General features: G+C 70.9%; 23 protein-coding genes. 10 read left to right on the forward strand and 13 right to left on the reverse strand.

Going from position 1 to position 25,971, the window contains the following annotated elements:
- Positions 1-583: 583 nt before the first annotated feature.
- The 4 genes from IEY55_RS01830 to glgX form a co-directional block, all read right to left on the reverse strand.
- On the reverse strand, positions 584-883 hold the full coding sequence (locus IEY55_RS01830) for a hypothetical protein (RefSeq protein WP_189053126.1): 300 nt from the start codon (positions 881-883) through the stop codon (positions 584-586).
- A 205-nt stretch (positions 884-1,088) separates the two neighbouring features.
- The gene (locus IEY55_RS01835; RefSeq protein WP_189053128.1) at positions 1,089-1,514 is read right to left on the reverse strand and encodes a rhodanese-like domain-containing protein; all 426 of its coding nucleotides are present in this window, start codon (positions 1,512-1,514) and stop codon (positions 1,089-1,091) included.
- A 3-nt stretch (positions 1,515-1,517) separates the two neighbouring features.
- Positions 1,518-2,057 (reverse strand): cysteine dioxygenase, encoded by a 540-nt coding sequence (locus tag IEY55_RS01840; protein WP_189053130.1) that lies wholly within the window; start codon positions 2,055-2,057, stop codon positions 1,518-1,520.
- 267 nt (positions 2,058-2,324) lie between these two features.
- Positions 2,325-4,472, reverse strand: a complete 2,148-nt coding sequence (gene glgX, locus IEY55_RS01845) for a glycogen debranching protein GlgX (RefSeq protein ID WP_229685849.1) — start codon at positions 4,470-4,472, stop codon at positions 2,325-2,327.
- Positions 4,473-4,621: 149 nt separating this feature from the next.
- Here glgX and IEY55_RS01850 point away from each other — a divergent pair, with 149 nt between their 5' ends.
- The 4 genes from IEY55_RS01850 to IEY55_RS01865 all read left to right on the forward strand — a co-directional run bounded on the left by IEY55_RS01850 (position 4,622) and on the right by IEY55_RS01865 (position 8,494).
- Positions 4,622-5,452, forward strand: coding sequence for an ABC transporter ATP-binding protein (locus IEY55_RS01850; protein WP_189053350.1), 831 nt, complete (start codon positions 4,622-4,624; stop codon positions 5,450-5,452).
- A gap of 119 nt (positions 5,453-5,571) precedes the next feature.
- The gene (locus IEY55_RS01855) at positions 5,572-6,351 is read left to right on the forward strand and encodes an enoyl-CoA hydratase/isomerase family protein (RefSeq protein ID WP_189053132.1); all 780 of its coding nucleotides are present in this window, start codon (positions 5,572-5,574) and stop codon (positions 6,349-6,351) included.
- Positions 6,348-7,313, forward strand: a complete 966-nt coding sequence (locus tag IEY55_RS01860; RefSeq protein WP_189053134.1) for a class I SAM-dependent methyltransferase — start codon at positions 6,348-6,350, stop codon at positions 7,311-7,313. Before IEY55_RS01855 ends, IEY55_RS01860 begins: the two co-directional genes overlap by 4 nt.
- A complete protein-coding gene (locus tag IEY55_RS01865; protein WP_189053135.1) occupies positions 7,310-8,494 on the forward strand; it encodes a class I SAM-dependent methyltransferase in 1,185 nt (394 codons plus the stop codon). The genes IEY55_RS01860 and IEY55_RS01865 overlap by 4 nt, the downstream gene beginning before the upstream one ends.
- Before the next feature lie 180 nt (positions 8,495-8,674).
- On the opposite strand, the gene IEY55_RS01870 is transcribed toward IEY55_RS01865, so the two are convergent.
- From IEY55_RS01870 to IEY55_RS01880, 3 genes are all read right to left on the reverse strand, one after another.
- A complete protein-coding gene (locus tag IEY55_RS01870; RefSeq protein ID WP_189053137.1) occupies positions 8,675-8,830 on the reverse strand; it encodes a hypothetical protein in 156 nt (51 codons plus the stop codon).
- A 238-nt stretch (positions 8,831-9,068) separates the two neighbouring features.
- Complete coding sequence (locus IEY55_RS01875; protein ID WP_189053139.1) at positions 9,069-10,649, reverse strand: cellulase family glycosylhydrolase; 1,581 nt, start codon at positions 10,647-10,649, stop codon at positions 9,069-9,071.
- A complete protein-coding gene (locus IEY55_RS01880; RefSeq protein ID WP_189053141.1) occupies positions 10,639-12,222 on the reverse strand; it encodes a ricin-type beta-trefoil lectin domain protein in 1,584 nt (527 codons plus the stop codon). The genes IEY55_RS01875 and IEY55_RS01880 overlap by 11 nt, the downstream gene beginning before the upstream one ends.
- Positions 12,223-12,647: 425 nt before the next feature.
- On the opposite strand from IEY55_RS01880, the gene IEY55_RS01885 reads away from it, so the two are divergent.
- Complete coding sequence (locus IEY55_RS01885) at positions 12,648-12,977, forward strand: hypothetical protein (protein WP_189053143.1); 330 nt, start codon at positions 12,648-12,650, stop codon at positions 12,975-12,977.
- 160 nt (positions 12,978-13,137) lie between these two features.
- Here the strand turns inward: IEY55_RS01885 and IEY55_RS01890 are convergent, their stop codons facing one another.
- Positions 13,138-14,088, reverse strand: a complete 951-nt coding sequence (locus tag IEY55_RS01890) for a nucleoside hydrolase (protein WP_189053145.1) — start codon at positions 14,086-14,088, stop codon at positions 13,138-13,140.
- Positions 14,085-14,927, reverse strand: coding sequence for a ribokinase (locus IEY55_RS01895; protein WP_189053147.1), 843 nt, complete (start codon positions 14,925-14,927; stop codon positions 14,085-14,087). The genes IEY55_RS01890 and IEY55_RS01895 overlap by 4 nt, the downstream gene beginning before the upstream one ends.
- 138 nt (positions 14,928-15,065) lie before the next feature.
- Between IEY55_RS01895 and IEY55_RS01900 the strand changes: the two genes are divergently transcribed.
- From IEY55_RS01900 to IEY55_RS01910, 3 genes are all read left to right on the forward strand, one after another.
- The gene (locus tag IEY55_RS01900; protein ID WP_189053149.1) at positions 15,066-15,830 is read left to right on the forward strand and encodes an acyltransferase; all 765 of its coding nucleotides are present in this window, start codon (positions 15,066-15,068) and stop codon (positions 15,828-15,830) included.
- 90 nt (positions 15,831-15,920) lie between these two features.
- Entirely contained in the window at positions 15,921-17,108 is a 1,188-nt protein-coding gene (locus tag IEY55_RS01905) for a helix-turn-helix domain-containing protein (RefSeq protein ID WP_189053151.1), read from the forward strand.
- A 91-nt stretch (positions 17,109-17,199) separates the two neighbouring features.
- Complete coding sequence (locus IEY55_RS01910) at positions 17,200-17,949, forward strand: protein-L-isoaspartate O-methyltransferase family protein (RefSeq protein ID WP_189053152.1); 750 nt, start codon at positions 17,200-17,202, stop codon at positions 17,947-17,949.
- Between the two features lie 25 nt (positions 17,950-17,974).
- On the opposite strand, the gene IEY55_RS01915 is transcribed toward IEY55_RS01910, so the two are convergent.
- On the reverse strand, positions 17,975-19,225 hold the full coding sequence (locus IEY55_RS01915) for a glycosyltransferase family 4 protein (RefSeq protein WP_189053154.1): 1,251 nt from the start codon (positions 19,223-19,225) through the stop codon (positions 17,975-17,977).
- Between the two features lie 197 nt (positions 19,226-19,422).
- Between IEY55_RS01915 and IEY55_RS01920 the strand changes: the two genes are divergently transcribed.
- Positions 19,423-20,097, forward strand: coding sequence for a carboxymuconolactone decarboxylase family protein (locus IEY55_RS01920; RefSeq protein WP_189053156.1), 675 nt, complete (start codon positions 19,423-19,425; stop codon positions 20,095-20,097).
- Positions 20,098-20,137: 40 nt separating this feature from the next.
- On the opposite strand, the gene IEY55_RS01925 is transcribed toward IEY55_RS01920, so the two are convergent.
- The 3 genes from IEY55_RS01925 to IEY55_RS01935 all read right to left on the reverse strand — a co-directional run bounded on the left by IEY55_RS01925 (position 20,138) and on the right by IEY55_RS01935 (position 24,469).
- Positions 20,138-21,655, reverse strand: coding sequence for a 1,4-alpha-glucan branching protein domain-containing protein (locus IEY55_RS01925; protein WP_189053158.1), 1,518 nt, complete (start codon positions 21,653-21,655; stop codon positions 20,138-20,140).
- Positions 21,652-22,413, reverse strand: a complete 762-nt coding sequence (locus tag IEY55_RS01930) for a class I SAM-dependent methyltransferase (RefSeq protein ID WP_189053352.1) — start codon at positions 22,411-22,413, stop codon at positions 21,652-21,654. Before IEY55_RS01930 ends, IEY55_RS01925 begins: the two co-directional genes overlap by 4 nt.
- 310 nt (positions 22,414-22,723) lie before the next feature.
- Complete coding sequence (locus IEY55_RS01935) at positions 22,724-24,469, reverse strand: hypothetical protein (protein WP_189053160.1); 1,746 nt, start codon at positions 24,467-24,469, stop codon at positions 22,724-22,726.
- Positions 24,470-25,177: 708 nt separating this feature from the next.
- Here IEY55_RS01935 and IEY55_RS01940 point away from each other — a divergent pair.
- Positions 25,178-25,963 carry an electron transfer flavoprotein subunit beta/FixA family protein gene (locus IEY55_RS01940; protein WP_189053162.1) on the forward strand — a complete coding sequence of 262 codons (786 nt, stop codon included), beginning with the start codon at positions 25,178-25,180 and terminating at the stop codon, positions 25,961-25,963.
- Positions 25,964-25,971 lie beyond the last annotated feature (8 nt).

The raw sequence follows: 25,971 nt of genomic DNA on the forward strand, positions 1-25,971 counted from the left end.
TCGCCACGCCACGCCCGAACGGTCCCGCCGCCAGCAACACTGCGGTGACGACAGCTGCCAGCCCCGCTACCGCGGAGCAGACCGCCGCCACCCACATCCGGGGCCGCACCGGTGCGCGACCCGGCCCCACCGCGACCGACAGCACGATCGGCACCGCACGGAGCACCACGGCCCGCCGCGGCGTCGTTCGCTCCCACAGCCGGGAGCCGATGCCGACCACGACCCGGTGCACGCGGGCGCAGGCACCGAGCGCGCCGGCCAGCATGCCGAGCTGCAGCGCGGCCAGCTCGAGCAGCAGGCCGGCGACCGCGCCGGGCACGCCGAGCGCGATCGCGGGGACCGACCGTTCGACGGCGACCACCGCGACGAGCGCCGCGAGGGTCGCCAGCCCACCGGGGCGGGCCAGGAGCTTCAGGGAGCGCACGAGCTCCAGACGTTACGGGCGCCGCTCCGGTTCCCGCACCGTCCCGCGCGATTCCAGGCCCTGACCAACTGCCCCACAATCAGGCCGGAACCGGCCGCGGCGATCGGAACACGCGCGGCCGATTTCGGCACGGGTTGTCCGTGGGACGCGTATTGTTGGTTACTGTGTTTCGGCGATGACCAGTGCCGTCACATATCCGCTGTACGGGTCGTCGAAGTTCTTGTCCGCGTATTGCGCCTCCACCCGGAAGGTAACTGTTCTCCCGGAGATCGACACGATGTCGGTATCCGCCTCGAGCACGTTGATGTGGTGGTCGGAGTTGGCGTAGTCCAACTTGAAGCCGTTGAGCGCCACGCCGGCCCGGATGACGTTGGTGCCGAAGGTCACCGTGCCCTGGATGGACCGGCGGCCGGTGCCGTTCGGAATGGTGATGGAGGACGTGCGGAACTCGACAGGCATGGTTCTCCCCTTTCCGTGGGCACCAGAAAACGGTTGACGGAAGAAACATCCGGGCAACCGGTCGGAATCGTTCGCCAGACCCTCGTCAGTGTGGGTGACGACGTGATCCGGTGCCATCGGCTCGTCGGGTGAAAGGGGTGAATGGTGATTGTCAACAGAAAATGTGAAACTGATTCGGTCGGATTTTCGGTGTTCCGGAACCGCCTCACGACACGGCCGGGCCCCCGCCGATCGCCACCGGCAGGCCCGCGTCCTTCCAGGCGCGGAACCCGCCGATCAGGTCGGTGGCGTGGCGAAGGCCCAGCCGGTGCAGGTCGCGGGCGGCGAGGCTGGACGCATAGCCCTCGTTGCAGACCAGGACCACCGTCGTCTCGGGAGTGATCCCCGGCAGCCGGTGCGGCCCGCCCGGGTCGAGCCGCCATTCCAGCACGATCCGCTCGACGGGAACCGCGTCGGGAATCTCGCCCTCGGCCACCCGGGTCTCACGCGGGCGGATGTCCACCACCAGCACGTCCGGCCGGCGCTGCAGGTCGGCGAGCTGGTAGGGGGTGAGCCGGGCCAGCTCGCCACGGGCCTCGGCGAGCAGGTCGTCCACCCTGACCCGGTCCCGCGAGGGGATCTTGCGGCTCATGCGTCACGCCTTTCTGGGCACCGGAACCGAGGAGATGTCCGCGGGAACGTCCAGCAGGCTCGCGTACTCCCGGACCGGGAGCAGCGGTGGCGAGTAGGCGTGCACGCTGGCCGCGTTCGACTTGCCGCTGTTGCCGAGCTGGTGCGCGCGGTTCGGGCCGAACCCGAGGTTCGCGCCCACCCGGTGCTTCCCGCTCCGGATGGGACCGCCGGGGTAGCGGTAGTCCTCGCTCAGTGTGCCGAGCAACACACTGAAGGATCCGGAGGCGCCGCCATGGTCGTGCGGCTCGGTGCCCTGGCCCGGCGTCCAGGACAGCAACCACACCTCCACACCGGAGGTCAGCGCGAGCCGGGCCCACCATCGCTGCTGCGGATCGAAGTCGACGATGTCGAGCAGCTCTGTGGTGAGCTCACTGGTCAGCGTCCAGGTCAGCTCGCGCAGCTGCTGCGGGGTCCACAGTAGACGATCGGGATGGACCAGGTCACGGAACAAGGCACGGTCGACGCCGGGATGGATGTCCAGCTGGGGAATGTGCGTGGTCAAGGCTTGCGCTCCTGTCGCTCTCGGGTCGGGTGGGCGAGCAGGACGCGGCGCGGCCACGTTCTCCTGGGAAAAAGGGGAAAACGAGCGTTGAGGGACGATCCGGCGGGGTGGATCAGTTGCCGCGCCGCGTCCCGGTACACGCACACGTGACCACCCGGAGCAGGTCGACCGGTCGATCCCGGTGCAGCAGTGGGCGGAACACGTCGGCGATGGTGACAGAAACCGGCCTGTTCCCGCCACCCCTCCCAGACTCCGGGAGCGCGCCGGTCACGGTCGGAACGTGGCGCAGAAGAGCAACACCGTGCGGGCCGGTACGCGAACGCGTGCGCCGGGCGGAAGTGGCGTTGTGTCAAGGGGAACGCCGTCGGTTGTTCCGGTGTCCAGAACCGGCTCGAAACGTTGCCCGAACTCCGCGTCGGGGAGCACCACCGTGGTGGCCGCGGTTCCAGAGTGCAGCACGATCAACCAGGAGTGGTCACCGAGCGGCTCGCCCTCCCGCGTCCGGGAACGGCAGTCCGACCCGTCGATCCAGATGCCGATCGTGCGGCGGTCGTTGTCGAACCAGTCGGTTTCGGCCATCTCCAGGCCGTCCCGCCGGAACCAGACCAGGTCGGGATCGCCGGTGGGAGTGGTCCGGCCCTCGAAGAACTCCGGCTGGCGCAACGCCGGGCAGCTGGCTCGCAGCGAGATCACGCGGCGCACGAACTCCAGCAGCTGGTTGCCCTCGCTGTGCTCGTCGTGCAACGGCGACCAGTCGAGCCAGGAGATCTCGTTGTCGTGGCAGAAAGGATTGTTGTTGCCACGTTGCGTGCGCCACAGCTCGTCGCCGGCCAGGATCATCGGGGTGCCGGTGGCGAACAGCAGCGTGGCCATCAGGTTCCGGGCCTGCCGTGCCCGCAACGCCAGCACCTTCGGCTTCGTCGTCTCGCCCTCGGCACCGCAGTTCCACGACCGGTTGTCGTCGGTGCCGTCCTGCCCGTTCTCCCCGTTGTCCTCGTTGTGCTTGTGGTTGTAGGAGACGAGGTCGCGCAGGGTGAACCCGTCGTGGGCGGTGACGAAGTTCACCGACTGCCAGGGCCGGCGGCCGTCGTCGGCGTACAGGTCGGAGGAACCGGACAGCCGGTAGGCCAGGTCCGCGACGCCTCCGTGACCCCGCCAGAAGTCCCGCACGGTGTCGCGGAACCGGCCGTTCCACTCCGCCCACTGCACCCCGAAGTCGCCCACCCGGTAGCCGTCGCCGGTGGCGTCCCACGGCTCCGCGATCAGCTTCCGCTGCGACAGCACCGGATCGGTGCTGATCGCGGTCAGCAGCGCGGCGTGCGGGTCGAACGGCCCGCCGCCCGGCCGGCCCAACACGCTGGCCAGGTCGAACCGGAACCCGTCCACCCCCATCTCGCCCGCCCAGTACCGCAGCGAGTCGGTGACCAGCCGGACCACCACCGGGGAACCGGCGTCCAGGGTGTTGCCGCAGCCGGTGATGTCGATCTGCCGCCCGTCGTGGCTGTGCAGGTAGTAGGCGGGGGCGTCCAGCCCGCGGAAACACAGCGTCGTCCCGCTCAGGTCGCCCTCGCAGGTGTGGTTGTAGACCACGTCGAGGAACACCTCGATGCCCGCGGCGTGCAGCGCGGCCACCATCGTGCGGAACTCCGCGACCTCCTGCCCGGGCACGCTCGCGTAGCCGGGGTGCGGGGCGAAGAACCCGAGCGTCGAGTAACCCCAGTAGTTGCGCTGCCCGCGGCGGACCAGCGGGGGCTCGGCCACGAAGGCCTGCACCGGCAGCAGCTCGACGGCGGTCACGCCCAGCCCGACCAGGTGGTCGACGACGGCGGGATGGGCCAGCCCCAGGTAGGTGCCCCGTTGGTGCCCAGGCACCTCGGGGTGCAGCCGGGTGAAGCCGCGGACGTGCAGCTCGTAGACGACCGTCTCCTCCCAGGGCACCTGGGGGGCGGGGCCGGTGCCCGGCATGTCCTGCTCGGCCACGACCGACAGCGGCACCGATCCCAGTGAGTCCACCGGTGACGGTGGCCCGGTCATCGGGTCACCCAGATAGCCCAGTGCCGCCGACAGGTTCACCTCCTCGCCCGCCAGCAGCCGCGCGTACGGGTCCACCAGTAGCTTCGCCGGGTTGCACCGCAGCCCCCGGTGCGGGTCGTAGGGCCCGTGCACCCGGAACCCGTACCGCTGCCCGGGGCGGACGCCGGGCACGAAGCCGTGCCACACGCCGAAGGTGCGCTCGGTCAGCTCCACCCGGCGCTCGACGAGCTGGTCGCCGTCGGCGTCGACCAGGCACACCTCCACCGCCTCGGCCGGGGCCGTGGCCACGGCGAACCGCACGCCGCCGCCCTCGGGGTGGGCGCCGAGCGGGAACGGCCGCCCGGCCAGCGCGGGCGGCGCGGACACGGCACGCGGGCGCACACCGCGATCATCCCCGACAACGCCGGCCGCCGGATGCGGTCAGCCGCGTGTCGGGGCTCGCCCGCCAGGTGAGCGGCGGCCGGGTACTCCCGGTGACAAGCGTCCCGGACCGGGTCGCAAGAATGGGGGGCGTGACCGAGCACGCCGGGATGCAGGCCACGTCGGAGCGAGGAGACGGGGCGGAGGTGGACGTTACCGATCTCGTGGTGCGGATGGACCGCGTCGGGGTTCGCCGCGGACGCACCCACCTGCTGCGCGCCGTCGACTGGCGCGTCGAGCTGGACGAGCGGTGGGTGGTGCTCGGCCCGAACGGGGCCGGCAAGACGACGCTGCTCCGGTTGGCCGGTGCCGAGTTGCACCCGACCAGCGGTTCCATCCACCTGTTGGGTGAGCGGCTCGGCCGCAGCGACGTGTTCGAGCTGCGCCCGCGGATCGGCTTCTGCTCGGCCGCGCTGGCCAACCGGGTGCCCGGCGAGGAGAAGGTGCGCGACCTGGTGGTCAGCGCCGGTTACGCCGTACTGGGCCGGTGGCGCGAGCAGTACGACCAGCTGGACACCGGCCGGGCCGACGAGCTGCTGGACACGCTGGGCATCGCGCACCTGGCCGACCGCCCGTTCACCACGCTGTCCGAGGGCGAGCGCAAGCGCACCCTGATCGCCCGGGCGCTGATGACCGACCCGGAGATGCTGCTGCTGGACGAGCCCGCCGCCGGCCTGGACCTGGGCGGCCGGGAGGATCTGGTCGGCCACCTGGCCGCGCTGGCCGCGGACCCCGACGCGCCGGCCCTGGTGCTGGTCACCCACCACGTGGAGGAGATCCCGCCGGGCTTCACGCACGCCCTGCTGTTGCGGGAGGGGTCCGTGGTGGCGCAGGGTCTGCTGGAGGACGTGGTGACCGCGGAGAACCTGTCGGCGACCTTCGGCCAGCATCTGGAGCTGGACCACTCCGGCGACCGGTTCTTCGCCCGCCGCCGCGGCTGAGGCGCGGAACGCGCCCGGGATGTGGCCGGCCCGCCCCCTTCGGCGCGGGCCTACCGGGGGGTAACCTGCGCTGGGTCGGCGGGGCGGCCCGCCGGCGGTGGCGACGAGGAGGTTTGGGCGTGGGCGAGTTCGTCAGGCTCGAGGTCGAGGGCGGCATCGGCACCATCCGGCTGGACCGTCCGCCGATGAACGCGCTGAACACCCAGGTCCAGGAGGAGATCCGGGCCGCCGCCGGGGAGGCCACCGCCCGCGCCGACGTGCGCGCGGTGGTCGTCTACGGCGGGGAGAAGGTGTTCGCCGCGGGAGCGGACATCAAGGAGATGGCCGACATGTCCTACGCCCAGATGGCGGAGCGGGCCGGCGCGTTGTCGTCGTCGTTCACCGCGGTTGCCGAGATCCCCAAGCCGACCGTGGCCGCGATCACCGGCTACGCCCTGGGCGGAGGCTTCGAGCTGGCGCTGTGCTGCGACCGCCGGATCGCCGGCGACAACGCCAAGGTGGGCCAGCCGGAGATCCTGCTCGGCATCATCCCGGGGGCCGGCGGCACGCAGCGGTTGTCCCGGCTGGTCGGCCCGAGTAAGGCCAAGGACCTCGTCTACACCGGGCGGATGGTGCCCGCCGAGGAGGCGTTGGCGCTGGGCATGGTGGACGAGGTCGTCGCGCCGGACGCGGTCCACGACGCCGCGCGCAGCTGGGCGGGCCAGTTCGTCAACGGCCCGGCCCGCGCGTTCGCCGCGGCCAAGGCCGCGATCGACGGCGGCCTGGACACCGACCTGAACAACGGGCTGCGGCTGGAGAGCCACCTGTTCGCCGCCCTGTTCGCCACTGACGACCAGAAGGCCGGTATGCGGTCGTTCATCGAGAACGGGCCGGGCAAGGCCACCTTCAGCGGGAAGTGACCACAGTGGACCCCCAGCCGCGACCGAACGCCTCTGCCGAGGAGGTGCGGTCGGCCTACGCCGACCCCAAGCTGGCCAACGTCCTCTACCACGACTGGGAGGCCGGCACCTACGACGAGAAGTGGTCGATCTCCTACGACGAGCGCTGCATCGACTACGCCGTCGGCCGGTTCCGCGCGGTGGCCGGGAACTCCGACTGGCCCTACGAACACGCGCTGGAGTTGGGCAGCGGCACCGGGTTCTTCCTGCTGAACCTGATGCAGGGCGGGGTGATCGCCAAGGGTTCGGTCACCGACCTGTCTCCGGGCATGGTGCAGGTGGCGTTGCGCAACGCACGGCAGCTCGGCCTGGATGTCGACGGTCGGGTGGCCGACGCCGAGACGATCCCGTACGCGGACAACACTTTCGACCTCGTCGTGGGGCACGCGGTGCTGCACCACATCCCGGACGTTCCGGCCGCGATGCGCGAGGTGCTGCGGGTGCTCAGGCCGGGCGGGCGGTTCGTCTTCGCCGGTGAGCCGACCCGGATCGGCGACCGCTACGCCCGCAGGCTCGGTCAGCTCACCTGGTGGCTGACCACCAACGTCACCCGGCTGCCGGGGCTGACCGGCTGGCGGCGGCCGCAGGCCGAGCTGGACTCCTCGTCCCGGGCGGCCGCCCTGGAAGCCGTGGTCGACCTGCACACCTTCGACCCCGCGGAGCTGGAGCGGACGGCCCGCGCGGCCGGCGCGGTCGACGTGCGCGCGGTGACCGAGGAACTCGCCGCGGCATTGTTCGGCTGGCCGGTGCGCACGTTCGAGGCCGCGGTGCCGCGGGAGCGGCTGGGCCTGGGCTGGGCGAGGTTCGCCTATCGCAGCTGGCAGGGGCTGACCTGGCTGGACGAGAACCTGCTCCGGCCCGTGCTGCCGCGGGAGATCTTCTACAACGTGCTGGTGACCGGCGTGAAGCCGGCCCAGCAATGAGCTACCGGTTCAGCCTGGCCGACGTCGCCTATCTCCGCTCGGAGGCGGGGCGGGCGGCGTCGGCCGCCGCGGACCGGCTCCCACTCACCCCGGCCAGCCGGCTGGCCGATGTCAGGGCGGTTCGTCAGGAGGCGGGCGCCGAACACGCTGCCGCGGTGCTGGAGACCGCCGTGCTGCGGCGGCGGGCCGCCGTGCGGCTGGAGAGCGCCGAGGGGTGGTTGCTCACCGATGCGGCACTGCAGCAGGCGACCGCGACCCCGGTGGCGCGGCACCGCGCGTCCCGGTTGGTCGGACGGGACGTTCACGATGTGACCTGCTCGATCGGCGCCGACCTGATCGTGGTGGCGAAGGTGGCACGACGCACCATCGGGTCCGATATGGACGAGGTCCGGCTGGCGATGGCGCGGCACAACTGTGCCGTGGCGGGTGTTTCGCCGGCTCTGGTCCGTGCCGATGCTCTCCACCCGGTGACGCGGGACGCGGTGGTGGTGGCCGATCCGGCGCGGCGGGACGAGGCCGGCCGGCGACAGTGGCGGCCCCGCGACCTGGCGCCACCGCTGGACGATCTCGTGGCCGCTCACCCCGGACGCGACGTCGTGGTGAAGTGCGCGCCCGGGCTCGACATGGCCGCGGTGCCGTGGGCGGACGAGATCGAGGTGGTCTCGCTGGGCGGCCAGGTCCGGGAGGCCGCGCTGTGGACCGGTGGCTTGGCGACATCGGGTGTCCGACGCCGCGCGACGGTCCTGGGGACGGATGGTCCACTATGGACCATCACTGATGCCGAGTCGGACGACTGCCCGGTGCGTGAACCGGGGGAGTGGTTGATCGACCCGGACGGTGCCGTGGTGCGTGCCGGCCTCGTCCGCCAGTACGCGGCCCGGCACGGTCTCGGTCAGCTCGACCCACGCATCGCCTATCTCACCGGTGACACACCGCCGCCCGGAGTACGGGCCTTCCGGGTCCTGGAGCGCGGGCGCTACACCGAGAAGGCCCTTCGCCAGACACTCCGGCGGCACGATGTCGGGCGCCTGGAGATCCTGGCCCGTGGTGTCGACGTCGATCCCGATGCGCTCCGCCGGCGCCTGCGGCCCAGCGGGGTCAACGAGGCGAGCGTCGTGCTGACCCGGATTGGCAGTGCTCCCATGGCATTCCTCTGCACGTCGCACCGCATCCCCGCCTGATCCACCGAACCGGCGACACTGACCCGCAGGACACGCCACCACATCCAGACCAGCAACAAGGGGCTTTACGGAGATCCAGCTCCAGCCGCTCCGGTGCCCGCGGGTGTGAAACGCAGTTCCAGGTCTCAACTCGTCGGCCGCACCTCGTCATGGGCGAGGCCCGGATCGTGGCCGAGGCGTTCACCAGACCGCGCCTCCGTCCCCGACCACGATCCGGTCCATGCGCCGCTCGACCAGCGCGGTCGCGGCAGCGAGGGGTAAGGGGTACCCCGTCGCGCCGGCGGGGAGCGCCGTACCCACCACGGCGCCCCGCGGGCCACGGGCTCGCCCGAGCACGTGACACCTCACCCAGCCACCGCGCCGCCGAGCGGGTGGAACATCCGGGCGTCCTGCCTTCCGGCCGGCAGATTGGCTCGCGGACCGGTTGCGCGGGACACCCTCCGCTCCTTCCCGTGGACGGTGATCACGAACCACGGTAGGAAGTGAGAATTGCTCGCAACAGTCGACCGGTCGGGTAAAACGTGAAAATCACTCGTATGGCTGGTGGTATGCGGTGGGCGTCTCCCTGATCCGGTTATCTCTCGCCACGGGCGGTGATCGTCACGGGTATCCCCGGGGTGGTCGGCTCACCCAGGTGAACGGCGGCGACGCGGCGACCGCCGTCCCACGACACCTCGCAGGGCGTGCTGCAGTTCACCGTTGGCGTCGCGGGGAACGCTCCTCGGGGCAGGAAAAGCTCTGTCGGTCCGGCGACCCCCGACTTCGTTCGAAATTCAATTTTTAGTGTCCCGTCGGCGAATCCCCACCGCACCGGCTCGCCGGCGATGGCCCTCGGGTAGGGGCGGGCGAGGTGGTCGGCCAGGGGAGCCCACCCACCTTCGTTGGATTGCTCGTCTCCGGGCTTCGCTGCGCGTCTCGTCGCCGCGTGGCGATGCTCGCTTCGCCCGTCACCGAGCAGTGTCGGATTGCTCGTCTCCGGGCTTCGCTGCGCACCTTGCTGCTGGCGATGCTCGCTTCGCCCGTCACCGAGCGGTGGCGCATAGGGTCCCCACCCGCCGGGATCGTTGGACCAGTAGAGCCACCCGATGCCCATGCGATCCGTCATCGCCGTCACGTCGTCGACGTAGTCGAGCGCCCCCGGGACCGTGGCGTTCAAGCCGAACTCACCGAGGAGCAGAGGAGCATCGAGCCGGCGTGCCACCTCCTGGTTGGCGCGCCGCCACTTCTCGAGGACGGCGCGGGTGAGCGACCTCGTGGCCCCGGTGTAGGGCTGCCCGACGGTGACGAGGATCGGGTACAGGTGCGGCGAGTACACCAGTCGCGACTCGCCGGGCCGGGGATCGTCCAGCGTGCCCAGGGTGGAGGTCCATCCCCAGTTCCCGCCGAGCGCCTGTGGCTCCACCACGATCCACCGGTGTTGGTCGACCTCGCGGATGGCCGCGATGACCTCCTGGTAGAACGGCGTGAGCCGGTGCCGCTCGAACCACGGCCACACGCTCGTGCCCCCGAAAGGTTCGTTGAACAGGTCGTAGGCAAGTATCGCCGGCTCCCGGGCGAACCGCTGTGCCACGTGTCGCCACATGGCGGCGAACCGTTGTCGTAGCTCGGGATGTTTCCCCGTGGTGCCCCAGAAGTGGTCGAAGGCACGGATGACGCCGGGCTCGAGATAGGTCAGTTCCCACGGCTGCCGCGACGTTGCCGGCAGGCCGTCGAAGAAGGTCGCCCACTCCGGTGCGCCGTTGTTGGGCGAGTGCCCGGCGACGGCCGGTCCCCAGGTGTCCTGGTGCATATCGAGAATGACGTGCATTCCCTGCTCGCCGTACCACCGCGCGCGCTCGGCGAGAGCGCTGAGGTACGACTCGTCGTACCGACCGGGTGCCGGCTCGACCTTGGCCCAGAACATCAGCAGCCGCACCGCGTTCGAGCCGAGCCGGTGTGCTTCGGCCGCGATGTCCTCCCGACCCGTCCAGGGCATCGCGTCGACGGATTCCTTGGAGCTGTGACCGTTGTTGAGGCCGTGCAGCACCAGGGCACGACCTTGCTCGTCGGTCAGGTACCGGAACGGGTTCAGCGGCTCGGCACCGGCCTGCTGGCCACCGGGCGGTGCCAGCAGGCCGACGACGAGTGTCAGCGCGAGGAGGACGTTAGTACGCACGGGACGGGATCCAGTCGTTGTAGCCGTAGCCGCTCAGGCGGGGACGGGTTTCCCATGCCCAGCGTTGGGTGGTCCCGCCTTCGCAGGGCGTCAGCACCACGCCGGATCCACGGCCTGCGTTGGCCGTCAGACACAGCTGCGGGCTGGCCGCGGGCCGCAGCTGCCCGCCGTTCACCAGCCACCGCTGGGCCGCTGTCCCGTTGCAGTTCCACAACTGGACCCGTTGTCCTGGTGCGAAGTTCTGGTTGGGGACGTCAATGCACCGGTCATGGCTCAACTCCACGTGCACGGACTGGCGCTGGGCGTCGTACCAGAACGCCTGGTTCCGACCGCCGTGACAGTCCCAGGACAGCAACTTCGTGTGGTTGCGGCTGTTGTAGCCCTCGCCGTCGGCGCACAGACCGGTCGCCGGGTTCCGTAGCTGACGGAACTCCAGCAGCCCCTCGGTGAGGACCGTGCTCCCGGTGCTGGCCGGGTCGAAACACGTGGCCTGTGGCCACTGTGGACGGTTGTGGAAGGCGGCCATGCACTCCGCGAACGCACCGTGCCCGCGGAAGTTGGGGTGGAACGACTGCCGGACCGCGTTCGGGTCGAGTATGTTGCCGTTCTCGATGTGGAGACCGCGGGCCCAGGTGTTGTCGGTGCAGATCTCGTGCCCGTCGAACAGCCGGCTGGCGTCCAGGTACCGAACGCCGGTGTTCTCGGCAGCCTGCCGAATCGCCTGGGCGAACAGCGGTACCGCCTTGTTGCGTGCGAACGCGGCGTCCTTCAGGTAGGCCAGGCAGCCACCCCGGTACCAACCCGGGAAGTCGGGGTTGTCCTCGACGTCGGGACTGGCCGGGCTGGGGTAGCTCATCAGCACGAGTTCGTAGTCGGTGTCGGTGTAGCCGGCATCGCGCATGGTCTGCCGGATACCGCGGATCACCCGCTCCGCACCGGCGCGGGAGTTGGTCACCCGCTCCTGCCAACCGTTGGTGTAGTCCGGCCAGCAGTTGCCCCGGAAGAACACCCGCCGCTGCACGCAGTCGGTCACGACCGGCCCGAACTCGACGCCGTCGTGGTCGTTGGCGCTGACGACGACCCAGACCAGCTTCAGCCTGGTGTTGCGGGCCTTGATGGCGAGGTTGTCGCCCTGGTTGAGCTCGTTGTACTGGCGCTGCCCGCTGCCGTACACGAGGTGGTCGCTGCGCGCACCGGAACAGGCGAGGTTGAGGGTCAGGTCCACCGGGATACCGGTGCGGTGCACGGCGGCGTCCCGCGAGCGGTCGCACCAGTTGTCCGGGCCGTGCGTGCCGGGCTCGTAGTTCCCGGCGCCCTCGCCGGAAATCTCGCTGTCGCCCAGCGTCGTGATCGCGGTCCTGCGTTGCCCGATCGGCCGGATCTCCGGACTCCCGTACAACGCCGTCGCCTCGGCCCGCCGGATCTCCTCCAGGTCCGGGGGAAGAGGCTTGATCGCGGACGGTTCCGTTACGGCCGCGGCGGTCGACGGCACGGTGGCCAGACCGAACGCGGTGAGGGTGAACGTGGTCAGGACGAGGGCGGCACGTAACCACCCGGGTGCACGGTTCGACATGACGGCAGCCCTTCTGTGGCAGGGGGTAGGGCCGAACGTCGAGTGACCGGCATCACTCGACGTTGGTCGAACCGTAACCGGTTTTCGGATAAATCTGAATACGTTTCATGTTCTGCGGGGTGCTGGACCGGTTCGGTGCCCGGTCGCATCGGGCGTCGTCACCCGGAACCACCGGACGGCGACGATCGGAGCGGCGCCTCCGATCTCCCCGGCACCGAGCCCGCATCGGTGCCGCCAACGCCACGATGTTCGGCGCCTGGCGACTTCCGGCCCCGTTGTCGGGCCGGCTGCCGGAACTCCCTGTGCATGGGTGGTGCGGGGTCGGCCGCTGTACGGTCGGCGCGTCCGATCGCCGTCCGGCGGATGGACAGTGAACGACGGGTGGGTGACGTTGGGGGCGTCCTGTCCACAGTGAAGGAGGTCCCATGCGGCGGTTGCTCATCCTTGCCCTCACGGCACTGGGCATGATCGGACTCGGTGGGGTCGGAATGGCCCAGCAGACAGGAACCCCGACCGCACCTCAGGCCGCCCCGGTGAACGTATCGTGCACCGTCGTTTTGGACGGGCCCACCGCGCGCGCCAACTGCGAGAACCGCCTCACCGTTGCCGTGAAGGTCCGGCTACGCGCCAAGTGCAGCGTGGGGGCCGACGCGGTCGGCCCCTGGACCGGCCTGCCGCCCGGAGGCAAGGTTCAGCTCAGCGTTCGCTGTTCCGCCGGGGTCGCGCTCGCCGCGGTGGTGGAGACCCGCCTGTGACGGGCGTGCTTTCCGAACCGAGCCGTAGCGTGATCCGGGCACGACCAGAGCGGATGGTTTGGAGGCGCCCGGTAGCCGTCCAGACGGCGTGAAACCAGACCGGCGACACGGGCAGGCGCTGTACGGACCGATGAGTCCGACGAGCGCCTGCCCGTTGTGCTCACTCCTTGCCGCAGAGGCGGTGGAGCATGAAGTCGCGGAGGGCGTCGAGGTCGGCGTCGAGTGCGACGTCGATTTCCCTGCCCTCGCGCGACAGGGCCGACCGTCGGCGGTCGCCGATCGTCATCCCGCGGGCCGGTCCCGGGCCGCACTCGACTTCCACGAACATTCGCTGGCAGCGCAGGATTCCCGGCTGGACGGCCTCGGCGAGGGCGACCGCGTCGTGCAGCACCAGTGCGTCCCGGCCCAGGGTCGCCTGGTACTGGGCCCGGTAGGGCGCGGTCAACGCGACGAGGCTGGCACCAACGGGTCCGGAGTCGGCCAGCTCGTCCAGCCATGCCGGCTCCACCGCGCAGCGGTAGGTGACGTCGATCGGGACCAGGACGGTGGGGACGTCCTCCTCGACGAGCACGCGCCGCGCGGCCTCCGGGTCGCTCCAGATGTTGAACTCCGCCGTGGAGGAGATGTTGCCGGTGGCCAGGCCGCCGCCCATGATCACCAGCCGGGCGATCTTCGGCTTCAGTTCGGGGTGGCTGGCCAGCAGGAGCGCGATGTTCGTCAGCGGGCCGATCGGTGCGATCACCACCGGCTGGCTCGCGGCCTGCAACACCTCGGCGAGTAACCCGACGGCACGCCGCGGATCGGGCCCGCGGACGGGGAGGGGAAGCAGCGTCGACCGGCCACCGAGACCGTCTTCCCCGTGCACGTGCGATGCTCGGTGCGGTTGCGGGTGCACCAGCGGGCGGTCCGCGCCCGTGGCCACGGGCACGTTCTCCTTGCCGCACAACGCGAGTACTCGGAGCGCGTTCTGGGTCGTCGTGTCCAGGCCGACGTTGCCGAACACCGTGGTGACGGCGGTCAGCTCCACTTCCGGGCTCGCCGCGGCCAGGGCGATGGCGAACGCGTCGTCGATGCCGGGATCGGTGTCGATCACCAGCGGGGTCGGGCTCATCGCGCGAGCACCTCCTCGACCTCGGCGAGTGTGGGCAATGCCGGCTGGGCACCGTGTCGGGTCGCGGTCAGGGCCCCCACGGCGCACGCGCGGCGCAACGCCTCCTCGTCACCGCGACCCTCCAGCAGGCTCAGCACGAGGGCGGCCGTGAACGCGTCGCCCGCGCCGGTGCCGTCGACCGCGTTGACCTTCGGGGGCATCGCCCGGGCGACCTCCCGGCCGTCCCGCAGCAGTACCGCACCCTCGGCGCCGAGGGTGACCGCGACCGTCCTGGCCCTCTTCACCCCGGGCACGCCCTCGTACTCCGCCCGGTTGACCACGATGAGGTCGGCGCGCTCCAGGACGGCGCGGGGTACCGGCCGGGCCGGCGCGGCGTTGAGGGCGAAGAAGCCCGGCGCGTGCTCGGCGGCCGCGACGATGGCCTCTTCGGGCACCTCCAGCACCGTGAGCACGGCGTCGGCGCCGGAGAGCTGGTCGGGGGTGGCCGTGACGTACGCGTTGGCGCCGGGCACGACCACGATGGTGGTGTCCCCGGCGTCGTCGACCTCGATCAGCGCGACGCCGGTCGAGTCGTCCACAGTAGACACGTGATCCAGGTGGACCCCGGCGTCCCGGAGTAGAGCCAGGGCTGGCGCGGCCAGCGGGTCGTCGCCGACGCGGCCGATCAGGGCGACGTCGGCTCCCAGCCGGCGAGCCGCGAGCGCCTGGTTCGCGCCCTTGCCGCCGGGCGCCCGCTCGAACCGGGTCGCGCTCAACGTCTCCCCGGGCCGCGGGAGGGCGTCCACGCCCGCGACGAGGTCGAGGTTCACACTGCCCACGACGGTGATCGAAGGTGCCACGGCCCCAATCCTGCCTCGACCGTCACGCGCCCGCGTGACCTGCCCCGGACTACTACCCAGGGTAGTTTTGCGAATACTTTTTGTGTTTGGCGGTGTTGGCGGGCCGGCCAACACGAACGGTGCTTACAGTTCTGCGACATGACGAGCATGTGGGGGGCTCCGCTCGCGGACCGGTGGTGGTCCTGGCGGCGAGCCCGGCGGGACCCGCAGCGGGTGCGGTTCCTGACCGTGCGGTCCCTGCGGTGGGTGCTGCGGAACCGGGCGTTCACGCCCTGGTACCTGGTCCGGTACTGGCGGCTGTTCTGGTTCCGGCTGAGGAACCCGCACGTGGTCCTGCGGGGCATGGTGTTCCTCGGCAGGCGGGTGGAGATCCACTGCCGGCCGGGATATGGGCGGCTGGAGATCGGCCGTTGGGTGCACATCGGCGACGGCAACGCCATCCGCTGCCACGAGGGGTCGCTCCGCATCGGCGACAAGGTCGTGTTCGGCAAGGACAACACCGTCAACTGCTACCTGGACGTGGAGATCGGCTCGTCGACCCTGGTCGCGGACTGGGTGTACATCTGCGACTTCGACCACGTCACCGCCGACATCAACCGCCCCATCAAGGACCAGGGCATCGTCAAGACGCCGGTCCGCATCGGCCCGGACTGCTGGCTGGGCACGAAGGTGTCGGTGCTGCGCGGTACCCGCGTCGGCCGCGGCTGCGTGCTGGGCGCGCACGCGGTGGTCCGGGGGGACGTCCCCGACTACAGCATCGCCGTCGGCTCACCGGCCCGCGTCGTGCGCAACCGCAAGGCCGACTACGCCGCCGCTGCCGAAGAACGGGCACGCCGCGACGCCGCGGTCGCCGACATGGCTCGCAAGGCTGCGGAGGCCCTGAACAAGACGCTCGATGACTGAGGACTTCGCGACACCACGACACACTCTTTCGGGTGGGACACCCCGTCGGTACCGTCGGTGCGGGTGTCTCGGCGGAAGGTGAGGGTCGGGATGGACGGGCACGACCAGCACATCGGCCGCAGGCTGCGCCAGATCCGCCAGGCACGCGGAAAGTCCCTCGCCGTGGTCGCGGGTCTGGCCGGGATCTCCACCAGCTACCTCTCCCGGCTGGAGACCGGTGAGCGCGCCCTCGACCGCCGATCCCTGATCGTGGCCCTCGCCCGCGCACTCGACGTCGCCCCGACCGAGATCACCAGCGTGGCTATGGTTCCTCCGGGGGAGCTGGATGAGGACGGCTTGGTCAACGACGTCCGCCTCGCTTTGCTGTCGGTGGCCATGGGGGAACCCAGGGGAAAGGCGCTCCAAGTTTCCGCGCTGTCCGCGCGAGTGGATCAGATCATGGCCGCCCAGCGGGACTGTCGGTATGCCGCTGTCGGTGCGGCGCTGCCCGGATTGATTCGGGACCTCCACACGACCCTGAACGCGGGCCGGGACGAGCGAACGGTATCCCGGTTGCTCGTTCTGACCCACATCCAGGGCACTCAGGCGTGGCTGGGAGATGTCGGAGCCGGCCCTGACCTCGCCTGGCAAGCCGTCAGCCTCGCGCAGCAGGCGGCCGAACGGGCCGAGGATCCACTTGCGCGGGCGGTGAGCGCCTTCGGCACGGCGTTCGGGCTGATGAGCGCCGGCGGTTTCGATCTCGCTGCTGCGACGCTGTCGGCCGCCGAACTGGGAACCAACACCTCCGAGGCGATGCAGGTCAAGGGAATGCTCGCATTGACCTCGTCGCTGGTGGCCGCGGCCAGGGGCGACCGTGCCGAACAGGTGACGGCGCTGGAATTCGCGACCGACCTCGCGGAGCGGACCGGGGAGGGAAATGCCCTCTGGTTCGGGTTCGGCCCGAGCAATGTCGGGGTCTGGCGTATGTCCGTGGCGCTGGAAGTGGGAGAACACGCACAGGCCGCCGAGATCGCACGCATGATCAACCCGGCAGACCTGCCGTCACCGACACGGCGATCAGCCTACTGGCGCGAGTACGGGCGTGCGCTCGCCCGGCTCCCGCGACAGCAGGACGCTGCGGTGGTGGCGTTGCGTAAGGCGGAACAGATCTCCCCGGCGCGCGTTCATCGCCACCCGTTCATGCGATCGGTCCTTGCAGAACTGGTCGCAAAGGCCAGGCGCGACGCCCTGGGACGGGAACTACGGGGAATGGCCTATCGCGCCGGCCTTGCTGTCTAACCCGTCCAGGGGACGTTGCCACAGAGGCAAAACTCGGGCACTGATCGTTTCTAGCGTCACCTCCACCTGATCAGAAGTGGAGGTAACCGCCGTGAATCTGCGCGTTTGGCAGCCGGCCCTCGCCGAGCATGCCCGCCGAGCACTGGAAACCGCGGGTTACCCGGTCACTGTCGTCACCGGCGACGGCGCGAATGGCTACCCGCCACGGGCACCGTTCGATCGCGTCATCGCCACTGCCGCGGTCGCCCTCGGCCGTCTGCCGTATGCCTGGATTGCCCAGACCCGAGCCGGAGGACGCATCGTCACGCCGTTGCGCACCGATCTTGCCCGCGGCGGGCCACTGGTGTCGCTCACCGTCCACACAGACGGCACCGCCACCGGCCGATTCGTGGGCCGGCTTGGATTCATGCCGCTCCGCCAGCACCGGCGCGATCGACCCGAGATCCGCGACATCGAGCTCACCCCGGCCGCCGATACGAGTACCACCACCCTGAAGGTGTGGCGCACGGTCGAAACCTGGGACGCACACTGGGCGGTATCCGTGGCCGTGCCCTCCTGCGCCTGGAACCACATCGAACACGACGGGAAACACGAGCTGTGGTTCGTCGATCCCACCGGCCCGAGCTGGGCGGTGGCCAGCTACGACGCCGAGCCGGGTGCCCGAACCGTCCGCCAGCACGGGCCGCGCCGGCTGTGGGACGAGATCGAGACCGCCTACCGGAACTGGTCCGCGCTGGGTAAGCCTGCCTTCGACAGGTACGGGATCACCGTTACTGCGCGAAGTCAGGCGGTTTGGCTCGACGAACCGGACAACATCGTCGCCGAATCGACAGATCCATAGCCGGTCGCCGAGAGGGAAACCGCCGTCAGACGCCGAAGATGTTGCCGGAGGGGATCTTCGGGCGGGCCAGGGTGGGGGCCGGGTGCCGGCGTGCCGACGCGTAGATGGCCGCGGTGTCCTCCGCGATCGTGTCCCAGTCGAAGTCGGTCGCCAATCGCGCCTTGGCCGCGCGGGCCCGCCGCTTGGCCGCCACCGGGTCATCCAGCACCGCCTGCACCGCCGCGGTCAACGCGGGTACGTCCCCGGGCGGGAACGCCAACCCGGTCTCCCCGTCCACCACCAGGTCACCCAGGCCGCCGGCGGTGGAGGCCACCAGCGGCGCGCCCGCGGCCGCCGCCTCCAGGGCGACGATCCCGAACGGCTCGTAGCGGCTGGGCAGCACGACGGCGTCCGCCGCGGCCAGCAGCGCGGCCAACTCGTGGTCCGAGACGTGCCCGGCGAACTTGACCGCCCGCGCGACCCGGTGCCTGCGGGCCTGCTCGGCCAGCCAACCCGACTGGGTGCCCTTGCCCGCCACCACCACGGTCGTGTCCGGGTGCGTGCGCCGCACCCGCGGCAACGCGGCGATGAGGTCCTGGACCCCCTTCTCCCACTCCAGCCGGCCGAAGAACAACAGCAGCGGACCACCCCGGCCGTATCGGCCGCGCGCCTCGGCCACGTCGGCCGCCCGCACCCGCCACCGCCGGGACTCGATGCCGTTGTGCAGCACGCTGATCGCCTCGGCGTCCACCTCGAACAGGTGGGCGACCTCGTCCCGCATCGCCGCCGAGCAGGTGATCAACGCGTCCGCCCGGTTCGCCAACCACCACTCCACGGAGTGAATCTGCTGGTTGAGCGGGTGCGACAGCCATCCGGAGTGCCGGCCGGCCTCGGTGGCGTGGATCGTGGCGACCAGCGGCACCTCGGCGGCGTCCGCCAGCGCGATCGCCGGATGGGTGACCAGCCAGTCGTGCGCGTGCACCACGTCCGGCCGCCACCCGCGCAGCAGGTCCAGCCCGGCCCGCACCATGGCGTGCCCCATGCCCAGCGTCCAGGCCACCAGGTCCCGCTCGAAGGTCAGGTGCGGCGGGTCCTCGGCGACCCGGATCAGCCGGACGCCCTCGACCATCTCGTCCGACTCCGGGTGCGTGCCCGCGTCGCTCCCGGCCGGCTGCCGGCACAGCACGACCACCTCGTGCCCCTGCCGGACGAGCCGCACCGCCAGGGCGTGCACGTGCCGGCCGAGTCCGCCGACCACGACCGGCGGGTACTCCCACGACAGCATCAAGACGCGCATCAGGAACGCCATCCTCGCAGCACAGCCGCAAAGGTTACTCGTGGGTACCTTTCCAGCCCCACCGGAGTGACCTCTTCGCCTGGCGGGGTGATCCCGGGCCCGACCCCGCGACCGGCCGCTCCCGGCCCTGGCGCCGCGTTGCCGGGGGCCGGCCACCGGCCCAGGCTGGTCCCAGACCCGCCAGCCGGGGAGGAACGATGAGCCTCGACGAGCTGCACCAACGCGGACGCAAGACGTTCGCCCACCTCGTGCCGGACGGCGAGGAACGCCTCGACACGATCTTCCGCGCCGCCCCGGCCCTGGGGGAGCTGGCCGTCGGCACCGTCTACGGGCACCTGCACCACCGTCACGTGCTCGACCCGCGGACCCGGGAGGCCGCCGCGCTGGCCGCCACCATCGCCGCCGGATGCACCGAGACACCCCTGCTCCTGCAGGTGCGCATCGGCCTCGCCGCCGGCCTGGCCCCCGCCGAGGTCGTCGAGTTGTTGGTGGCCAGCGCCGCGTACGCCGGCGTCCCCCGGGCGATGCAGGCGCTCGGCCGGGTGGAGGAGGTGCTGGGCGAGGCCGGCACCCCGCTGCCCACCTTCCCGGCGCCCCGCGCGGCGCTCCTCGGACTCCTCGACCGCCTCCGCGCTGGGGACGACGACGCCATCGCCGAGCACCTCGATCCGGAGTTCACCCGCCGCGCCGCCCTGGCGGAGCTGCGCACGCTCGCCAGCACGCCGGCGAGCGTGCAGGTACTCACCACGAGCCCGGCGACGGCGCTGGCCGTCTTCGCCGAGAACGACGACGACCGCCCGCTCGCCGTCGTGCACGCCATGACCCACGCCGGCCGGATCGCCGACCTGGCCTGTCTGAGACCCGGCGGCTGAGCGACCACGGGCGGGGCCAACCGAGGATCGGCCAGCCCCGTCAGAGCAGCCTGGCATCGAGCTGGCCAAACGGGCCGTCCTCCGTGCGCCAGCGGTGCGCCAGCTCCTCGGCCTCGGCCCGCCGGTCCGCCCACAGCAGGTCGGTGAGCCGCTCGAAACGCGTCGCGTGCCGGGCGGCCCGCTCGCGGGCGTAGCCGGCCGCCGAGTCCTTGGTAACCATGAAGGCCCAGTCGCTGGACAACGCCAGCAACGCCTCCCGAGCCACCTGGTCCAACACCGGATCCCGCAACGGGTGCCGGAACTTGTCCACTGTGGACAACAGGCGGCGCTGCACCTGTTCACCGGCCGCCACCAGTTCGGAGACCTGCTCGCCGTCCCACACCCGCCAGTCCTTGCCCGAACCCCAGGACGACGCCGGCAGGTCGACCGGCGCTCCGAGGTGCCCGGCGGCCAGTGCTCCGGCGAGCGTGGTCACCCGCACGCCCGCCGCGGGAAGCGCGGTCAGCACCGCCTCCAGCCACGCCGGCCCCTCGTACCACCAGTGGCCATACAGCTCGGTGTCGTAAGCCGACACCACGAGACCGGGCCGCCCGTGCCGCTCCGCCAGATCCTTCAGCCGCCGCACCACGACGTCGACGAAATCCGCCACGTGACGGCGCAAAGCCGCCTCGGCCAACGCCGGCTCGTACGGTCTCTTCTGCTCCGGCGGCACCTTCCTGCCGGTCACCCGCGCCGGCTTCAGGCCGGAGGGATGGTCGAACGTGTGGAAGTCGCGATATGCGGGGTCACCCGGATAGCTTGTCTTGGGCGACCAGACGCGATAGGTCACCTCCAGGTCGCGGCCGAAGCACACCACGTCGGAGGAGCCGACGGGACGCGCGAAGGCCGTCTCGCCCCGCAACGCCGGCCCATCGACCAGGAAGCGCCGCACGCCCGCGGCGGCATAACCCCGCTCCATGCCGGGCGCGTAGCCACATTCGGGCGCCCAGATCCCGGCCGGGCGCGTCCCCAGCCGCAGCGTGGTGTCGGCCAAGCCGGTGTGCAGGGCGAACGCGCGCACCCGCTCGTCCAGCAACGGTTGGAACGGGTGTGTCGCCGGCCCGCCCAACAGCTCCACGACCCCGGCGTCCACCAAGGGCCGCAACACCGGCGAGAACCCGTGCCGCCACCGCGACTCGAAGCTCTCCAACGCGGCGGTCGCCCGCCGGTGCTCGGCCGCGGCCAGCTCGCGCAACGCGGGCTCCGCCTTCCACCGGCCACCCCAGCGGGTCGCCGCATAGTGCGAGCGCACCTGCCAGGTGCCGAGCCAGTGGTGGAAGGCGCGCAGGCAGTACGGGTCGTCCATCTGCGCCGCCAGCACCGGGGTGACCCCGAGCGTGAGCACGTCGCGTTGGCCCCGGTCGGCCATTCGCTCCAGCAGTCCGACGACGGGCAGGTAGGAGTTCGCCCACGCCTGGTACAGCCACTCCTCGCCGACCGGCCACGAGCCGTGGTGCGCCAGCCAGGGCAGGTGGCTGTGCAGTACCAGGCAGAAGCTGCCCAGGGGCTCGCGGCTCACCGGCGCACCGCCACGGCGACGAGGTCCAGGCTCGCGTCCAGGTCGCGCTCCTCGATCGCGAAGTCGGCGGCGGTCACCGCGGCCACGTCCGCGAGCAGGTCGGCCGGCCAGTCGCCGCCGGCCACCGCGACCGCGACCTGCGCGTCGATCAGCGAGCCGCCGTGCCGCCCGTCCACCTCGCGCAGCCGCGGGCCGTGGTGCAGGCCCGCCAGCCGCTCGACGGTGAAGCCTGCCGCGCGCAGCAGCTCGTCCAGCTCCGCCGGGGAAAGCTCCCTGGTGTGGAACGGGTTGAGCGGCGTGTCCCGGCCCGGGGAGAACGTGATGCGGTTCGGGGTGGTGACCAGCAGCTTGCCGCCGGGACGGAGCACCCGCGCGCACTCCCGCAGGAAACCTTCCTGGTCCCAGAGGTGCTCGATCACCTGGAGGTTGGCCACCACGTCCACGGCGGCGGCAGGAAGCGGCAACTGGGCCAGGTTGCCGCGTACCACGTGCAGCCGGGGGTACCGGCGGGCCACGTGCCGGGCCGTCAGCTCGTCGTAGTCCAGCGCGAGAACGCTGGAGGCAACCGTGGAGATCAACGCGGCGCCGTAGCCCTCACCGCATCCGGCTTCCAGCACGTCGGCCGCCACGCAGTGCGGGAGCAGCGCTTCGTAGGCCGCCTCGTGCCGGCGGAACCAGTAATTCTCCTCGGGAATCCCGGGCACGGTCCGCTCGCCGGTGAGCGGCAGCCCGGGGGCGCTGTCGGCAGCCGGCCCCATCCCCTCGACCTGGGACATCCGGTCGGACACTTCCTCGGGCGACTGCATCGGACGACCTCGACGGTTGACGACACGACATCGGGGGAGCTGCGGCCCCCCGGTGCGGGGAACCTAACCGCCGGGGCCCGGATGGCGTATCACCCAGGTCTCCTGCTGGCAGTGGCCCACCTGGGGAAACAGTACGTGAGTGTGACCGACCTCATCCGCTCGATGCGTCGGCGCCGGGTGACGCACCCGCGTCACCCGGCGCTCCGGCCTGCCGGACTGTGTCATGAGGCCGTTGTCGGGCCCCTGACGTCGGGCCGCCTCGTCAGGCCGCCTTGTACTCCCGGTCGAGCCGGAAGGTGATGCGGATCTCGCCGTCGGGGGTCTCGAAGCCGATCTCCCCGACGCCACCGTCCTTGAAGGACTTGCCGCGGAACTCCTGGACCTCCACGTCGGAGCCGGCCACGACGTCGTCCACGTCGAAGATGGTGGGGTCGTAGTCCCAGATCCGCGCCTTCAGCTGGAAGGGGTACTTGCTGCCCGGGAAGAAGTACGAGGTGACCGAGCGGTCCTCGGCCAGGCCCGGCAACTCCTGCCCCGCGCCGACCCGCACCGGGTTCGCCTCCGAGACGTGCCAGATCGGCTTGCCGTTCAGCGTGATGCCGCCATAGAGCTGGCCGCTGCCGTCGCTGTCCCCGCCCTTGACGACCCTGGCCTTCAGGATCGTCATGCGCCACACCTCGGGCGGATGCGGGTTGTCGCTGCGCTTGCTCGGCGAGTAGGTGAGCTCGGGCCAGTAGGACTCCTGCGTGATCGGCACCTCCCTGGCCGGGCCGAACAGCCGGACCACCACGTCGACCACCGCGTAGGCCGTCAGCCCCAGGTCGACCAGCTCGCCGACCACCGGCACCGCCTGGCTCACCGCGATCGCGGCGAGGACCACGGCGTTGACCGCGACGGTCTCGGCGTCCCGGTGGGCGATCCCGTCGGCCATGCCCAGCACCTGGCCCGCCACGGGAACGATCTCGCTCACCGTCGCCGCCTTGTCCAGCGTCGTGGCGTTCTTCTCCCGGAACACCCGGGCCATGTCCTCGACCCAGGCCACCGTCGCCAGCGGCATGGCCACCGTGGTCGCGGCCCCGTGGATCTCGTGCAGCGCGCCGCGGCTCTTGGCCAGCACACCGCGCACCTCCTCGTGCGCGTGGCCGGTCGTGGTCCGCCTCGGCAGCTCGCGCCGGAGGTCGCCGTCCTGCGCGAGCTTGCTGATCACCTGCTTGGCACGGGTCTCGATCTTCTTGCGGTCGAGCTTGTCGAGGGTCTTGCGCTCGCAGCCCGCCGACCGGCACGGCCGGATGAGCGGCTTCTGCACCCGGTGCGAGATGTCCTCACCCCGCTGGGAGAACAGCCGCACGCCGTAGTCGAAGGTGCTGCCCTGGTACTTCGGCGCGAACTCCATGAACTGCCTGTTGCCCGAGTTCGCGACGGCGTTGTTCAGTCGCTCCGTCACCTGGGACGGGAGCCCGTACTGCTCCAAATTCTTGGTGTCGACCCGGTAGGCCCGATCCGGGACCCGGTCCCGCTCCGCAACCGCGTTGCCGCGGATCCGGTCGTATTCGGCCTTCGGCACGACGAACTGTCGCAGAACCGTGTTGGCGAAGCGCTCGTCCTTGTTGCGGTGCATAAGGAACGACGCGGCACGATAGGTGTCCCCGAAATTGAGGAAGATGTCGCGCTCCTGCGACAGCCGGACCCCGCGGTCCGGGCTGTAGGTCAGGATCTGGTTCGCGCCTTCCTTCGCCTCCACGCGGAACGCCCGGACATAACCGTCCGGAACCCGCATGACCTCCAGCTCCTGCTGGAGCTCCCAGATCCGGTCGTGTTCGGCCTGGGTGAAGGACTCCTTGGCGACGTCCTTGCCCTGCTGCTCGGTCGCGTAGCAGCCGACGTCGCGCTTGCACGCCTCGCTCGGGCCCGTCGGGGCGGCCAGCGCCTGCCCCGACACTGTGCCGACCAGCACCGACGACGCCAGCAGGAGTGCGGCGCCGCGGGCGGCCTTCCATCGATGGGACACGTACCCTCTTCTCTTCCTGTTTCCTTGCAGCGGCTGGTGTTCGAGTCCTGACGTGGCGGGCTCGGTGCGGTCCGGGACCGGGAAACGCCTGGCGTGCCACGGAACGAGTGGCATGCAAGATCCGCTCGCGCGCGTGGATGCCGGCCGAAACGGATAAAACCACAGGAGGGTGACGAAAACGAGGAAAAACGCCATCCAGATACATATCGCATTCTGATGAATGGATCTCGACCAACGTCCGTATTTATTTCCGCTGGTCGACGTCGGTGGAGGTTGGGTGCCCGTGGCGAGATCGCGTCGCCGAACGTGGTGATCCGCTGTCGGGATCTCCCCGGGTGACGCGGGGCAGTGCGACGGCGTCGGCCGTCGGGTGGGGGTCACGCACCCGGCGGTTCCCGGGCGGGTGGACGCCCGGCTGCCCGATGGGCGCTGCTTCACCCATTCGGGGTTATGTGGCGTGCTGCACGGGCTGCGCCCGTTGCTCCGGATGCCGCCGGACGCCGTCCGGGGAGGGGAGCGAGTAGCGTCCGACCCGGGTGAGGACCATCACGCCGTCTGGGCGCTTGCTGATGTTTGCGCCCCCGCTACTGGTCAGTAACATCGGCGTGGTCGACGCCACCGTGCCCTACCGGCGGCGACGTGGCAGGGTCGACGCAATTCGAGGCCCGTGGCCATGCGCCGCAGTCCGCAGGAGGTCGAAGGGGACCCATGAACATCGTCGTCTTGGTCAAGCAGGTGCCCGACACCTATTCCGAGCGCAAGCTGACCGACTCTGACCACACCCTGGACCGGGAGTCCGCGGACGCCGTGCTCGACGAGATCAACGAGCGTGCCGTGGAGGAGGCCCTGCGCATCCAGGAGGCCCACGGCGGCGAGGTGACCGTCGTCTGCATGGGCCCGGACCGCGCCACCGACGCCATCCGCAAGGCGTTGTCGATGGGCGCCGACAAGGCGGTCCACCTGTCCGACGAGGCGTTGCACGGCTCCTGCGCCGTGCAGACCGCCAAGGCCCTGGCCAGGGTCATCGGCACCGTCGGCGAGGTCGACCTGGTCCTGGCCGGCAACGAGGCCACCGACGGTCGCGTCGGCGCGGTGCCGGCGATGGTGGCCGAGGTGCTGGGCCTGCCCGCGCTGACGCACGCCCGCAAGGTGGAGGTCGCCGACGGCACGGTCCGGATCGAGCGGGAGACCGCCGACGAGGGCATCGCCTTCGTCGAGGCCAACCTGCCCGCCGTGGTGAGCGTCTCGGAGAAGATCAACGAGCCGCGTTACCCGTCCTTCAAGGGAATCATGGCCGCGAAGAAGAAGCCGGTCACCACGCTCACCGTGGCCGACGCCGGCATCGACGCGTCCGAGGTCGGGCTGGCCAACGCCACCACCAAGGTGCTCGAGGCCGCGCCCAAGCCCCCGCGTACCGCCGGTGAGAAGGTCGAGGACGCCGGCGACGGCGGCGTGAAGATCGCCGAGTTCCTGGCCGCGCAGAAGCTCGTCTGACGGGGACG

Source organism: Longimycelium tulufanense (assembly GCF_014645795.1).
Classification (GTDB): domain Bacteria; phylum Actinomycetota; class Actinomycetes; order Mycobacteriales; family Pseudonocardiaceae; genus Longimycelium; species Longimycelium tulufanense.

Bases quoted from the DNA above. Each gene is read 5' to 3' on its own strand.
- IEY55_RS01830 (WP_189053126.1), bottom strand. From the start codon at position 883: ATGCCTGTCGAGTTCCGCACGTCCTCCATCACCATTCCGAACGGCACC.
- IEY55_RS01835 (WP_189053128.1), bottom strand. From the start codon at position 1,514: ATGAGCCGCAAGATCCCCTCGCGGGACCGGGTCAGGGTGGACGACCTG.
- IEY55_RS01850 (WP_189053350.1), top strand. From the start codon at position 4,622: ATGCAGGCCACGTCGGAGCGAGGAGACGGGGCGGAGGTGGACGTTACC.
- IEY55_RS01865 (WP_189053135.1), top strand. From the start codon at position 7,310: ATGAGCTACCGGTTCAGCCTGGCCGACGTCGCCTATCTCCGCTCGGAG.
- IEY55_RS01880 (WP_189053141.1), bottom strand. From the start codon at position 12,222: ATGTCGAACCGTGCACCCGGGTGGTTACGTGCCGCCCTCGTCCTGACC.
- IEY55_RS01885 (WP_189053143.1), top strand. From the start codon at position 12,648: ATGCGGCGGTTGCTCATCCTTGCCCTCACGGCACTGGGCATGATCGGA.
- IEY55_RS01890 (WP_189053145.1), bottom strand. From the start codon at position 14,088: ATGAGCCCGACCCCGCTGGTGATCGACACCGATCCCGGCATCGACGAC.
- IEY55_RS01900 (WP_189053149.1), top strand. From the start codon at position 15,066: ATGACGAGCATGTGGGGGGCTCCGCTCGCGGACCGGTGGTGGTCCTGG.
- IEY55_RS01905 (WP_189053151.1), top strand. From the start codon at position 15,921: ATGGACGGGCACGACCAGCACATCGGCCGCAGGCTGCGCCAGATCCGC.
- IEY55_RS01915 (WP_189053154.1), bottom strand. From the start codon at position 19,225: ATGCGCGTCTTGATGCTGTCGTGGGAGTACCCGCCGGTCGTGGTCGGC.
- IEY55_RS01920 (WP_189053156.1), top strand. From the start codon at position 19,423: ATGAGCCTCGACGAGCTGCACCAACGCGGACGCAAGACGTTCGCCCAC.
- IEY55_RS01930 (WP_189053352.1), bottom strand. From the start codon at position 22,413: ATGGGGCCGGCTGCCGACAGCGCCCCCGGGCTGCCGCTCACCGGCGAG.
- IEY55_RS01940 (WP_189053162.1), top strand. From the start codon at position 25,178: ATGAACATCGTCGTCTTGGTCAAGCAGGTGCCCGACACCTATTCCGAG.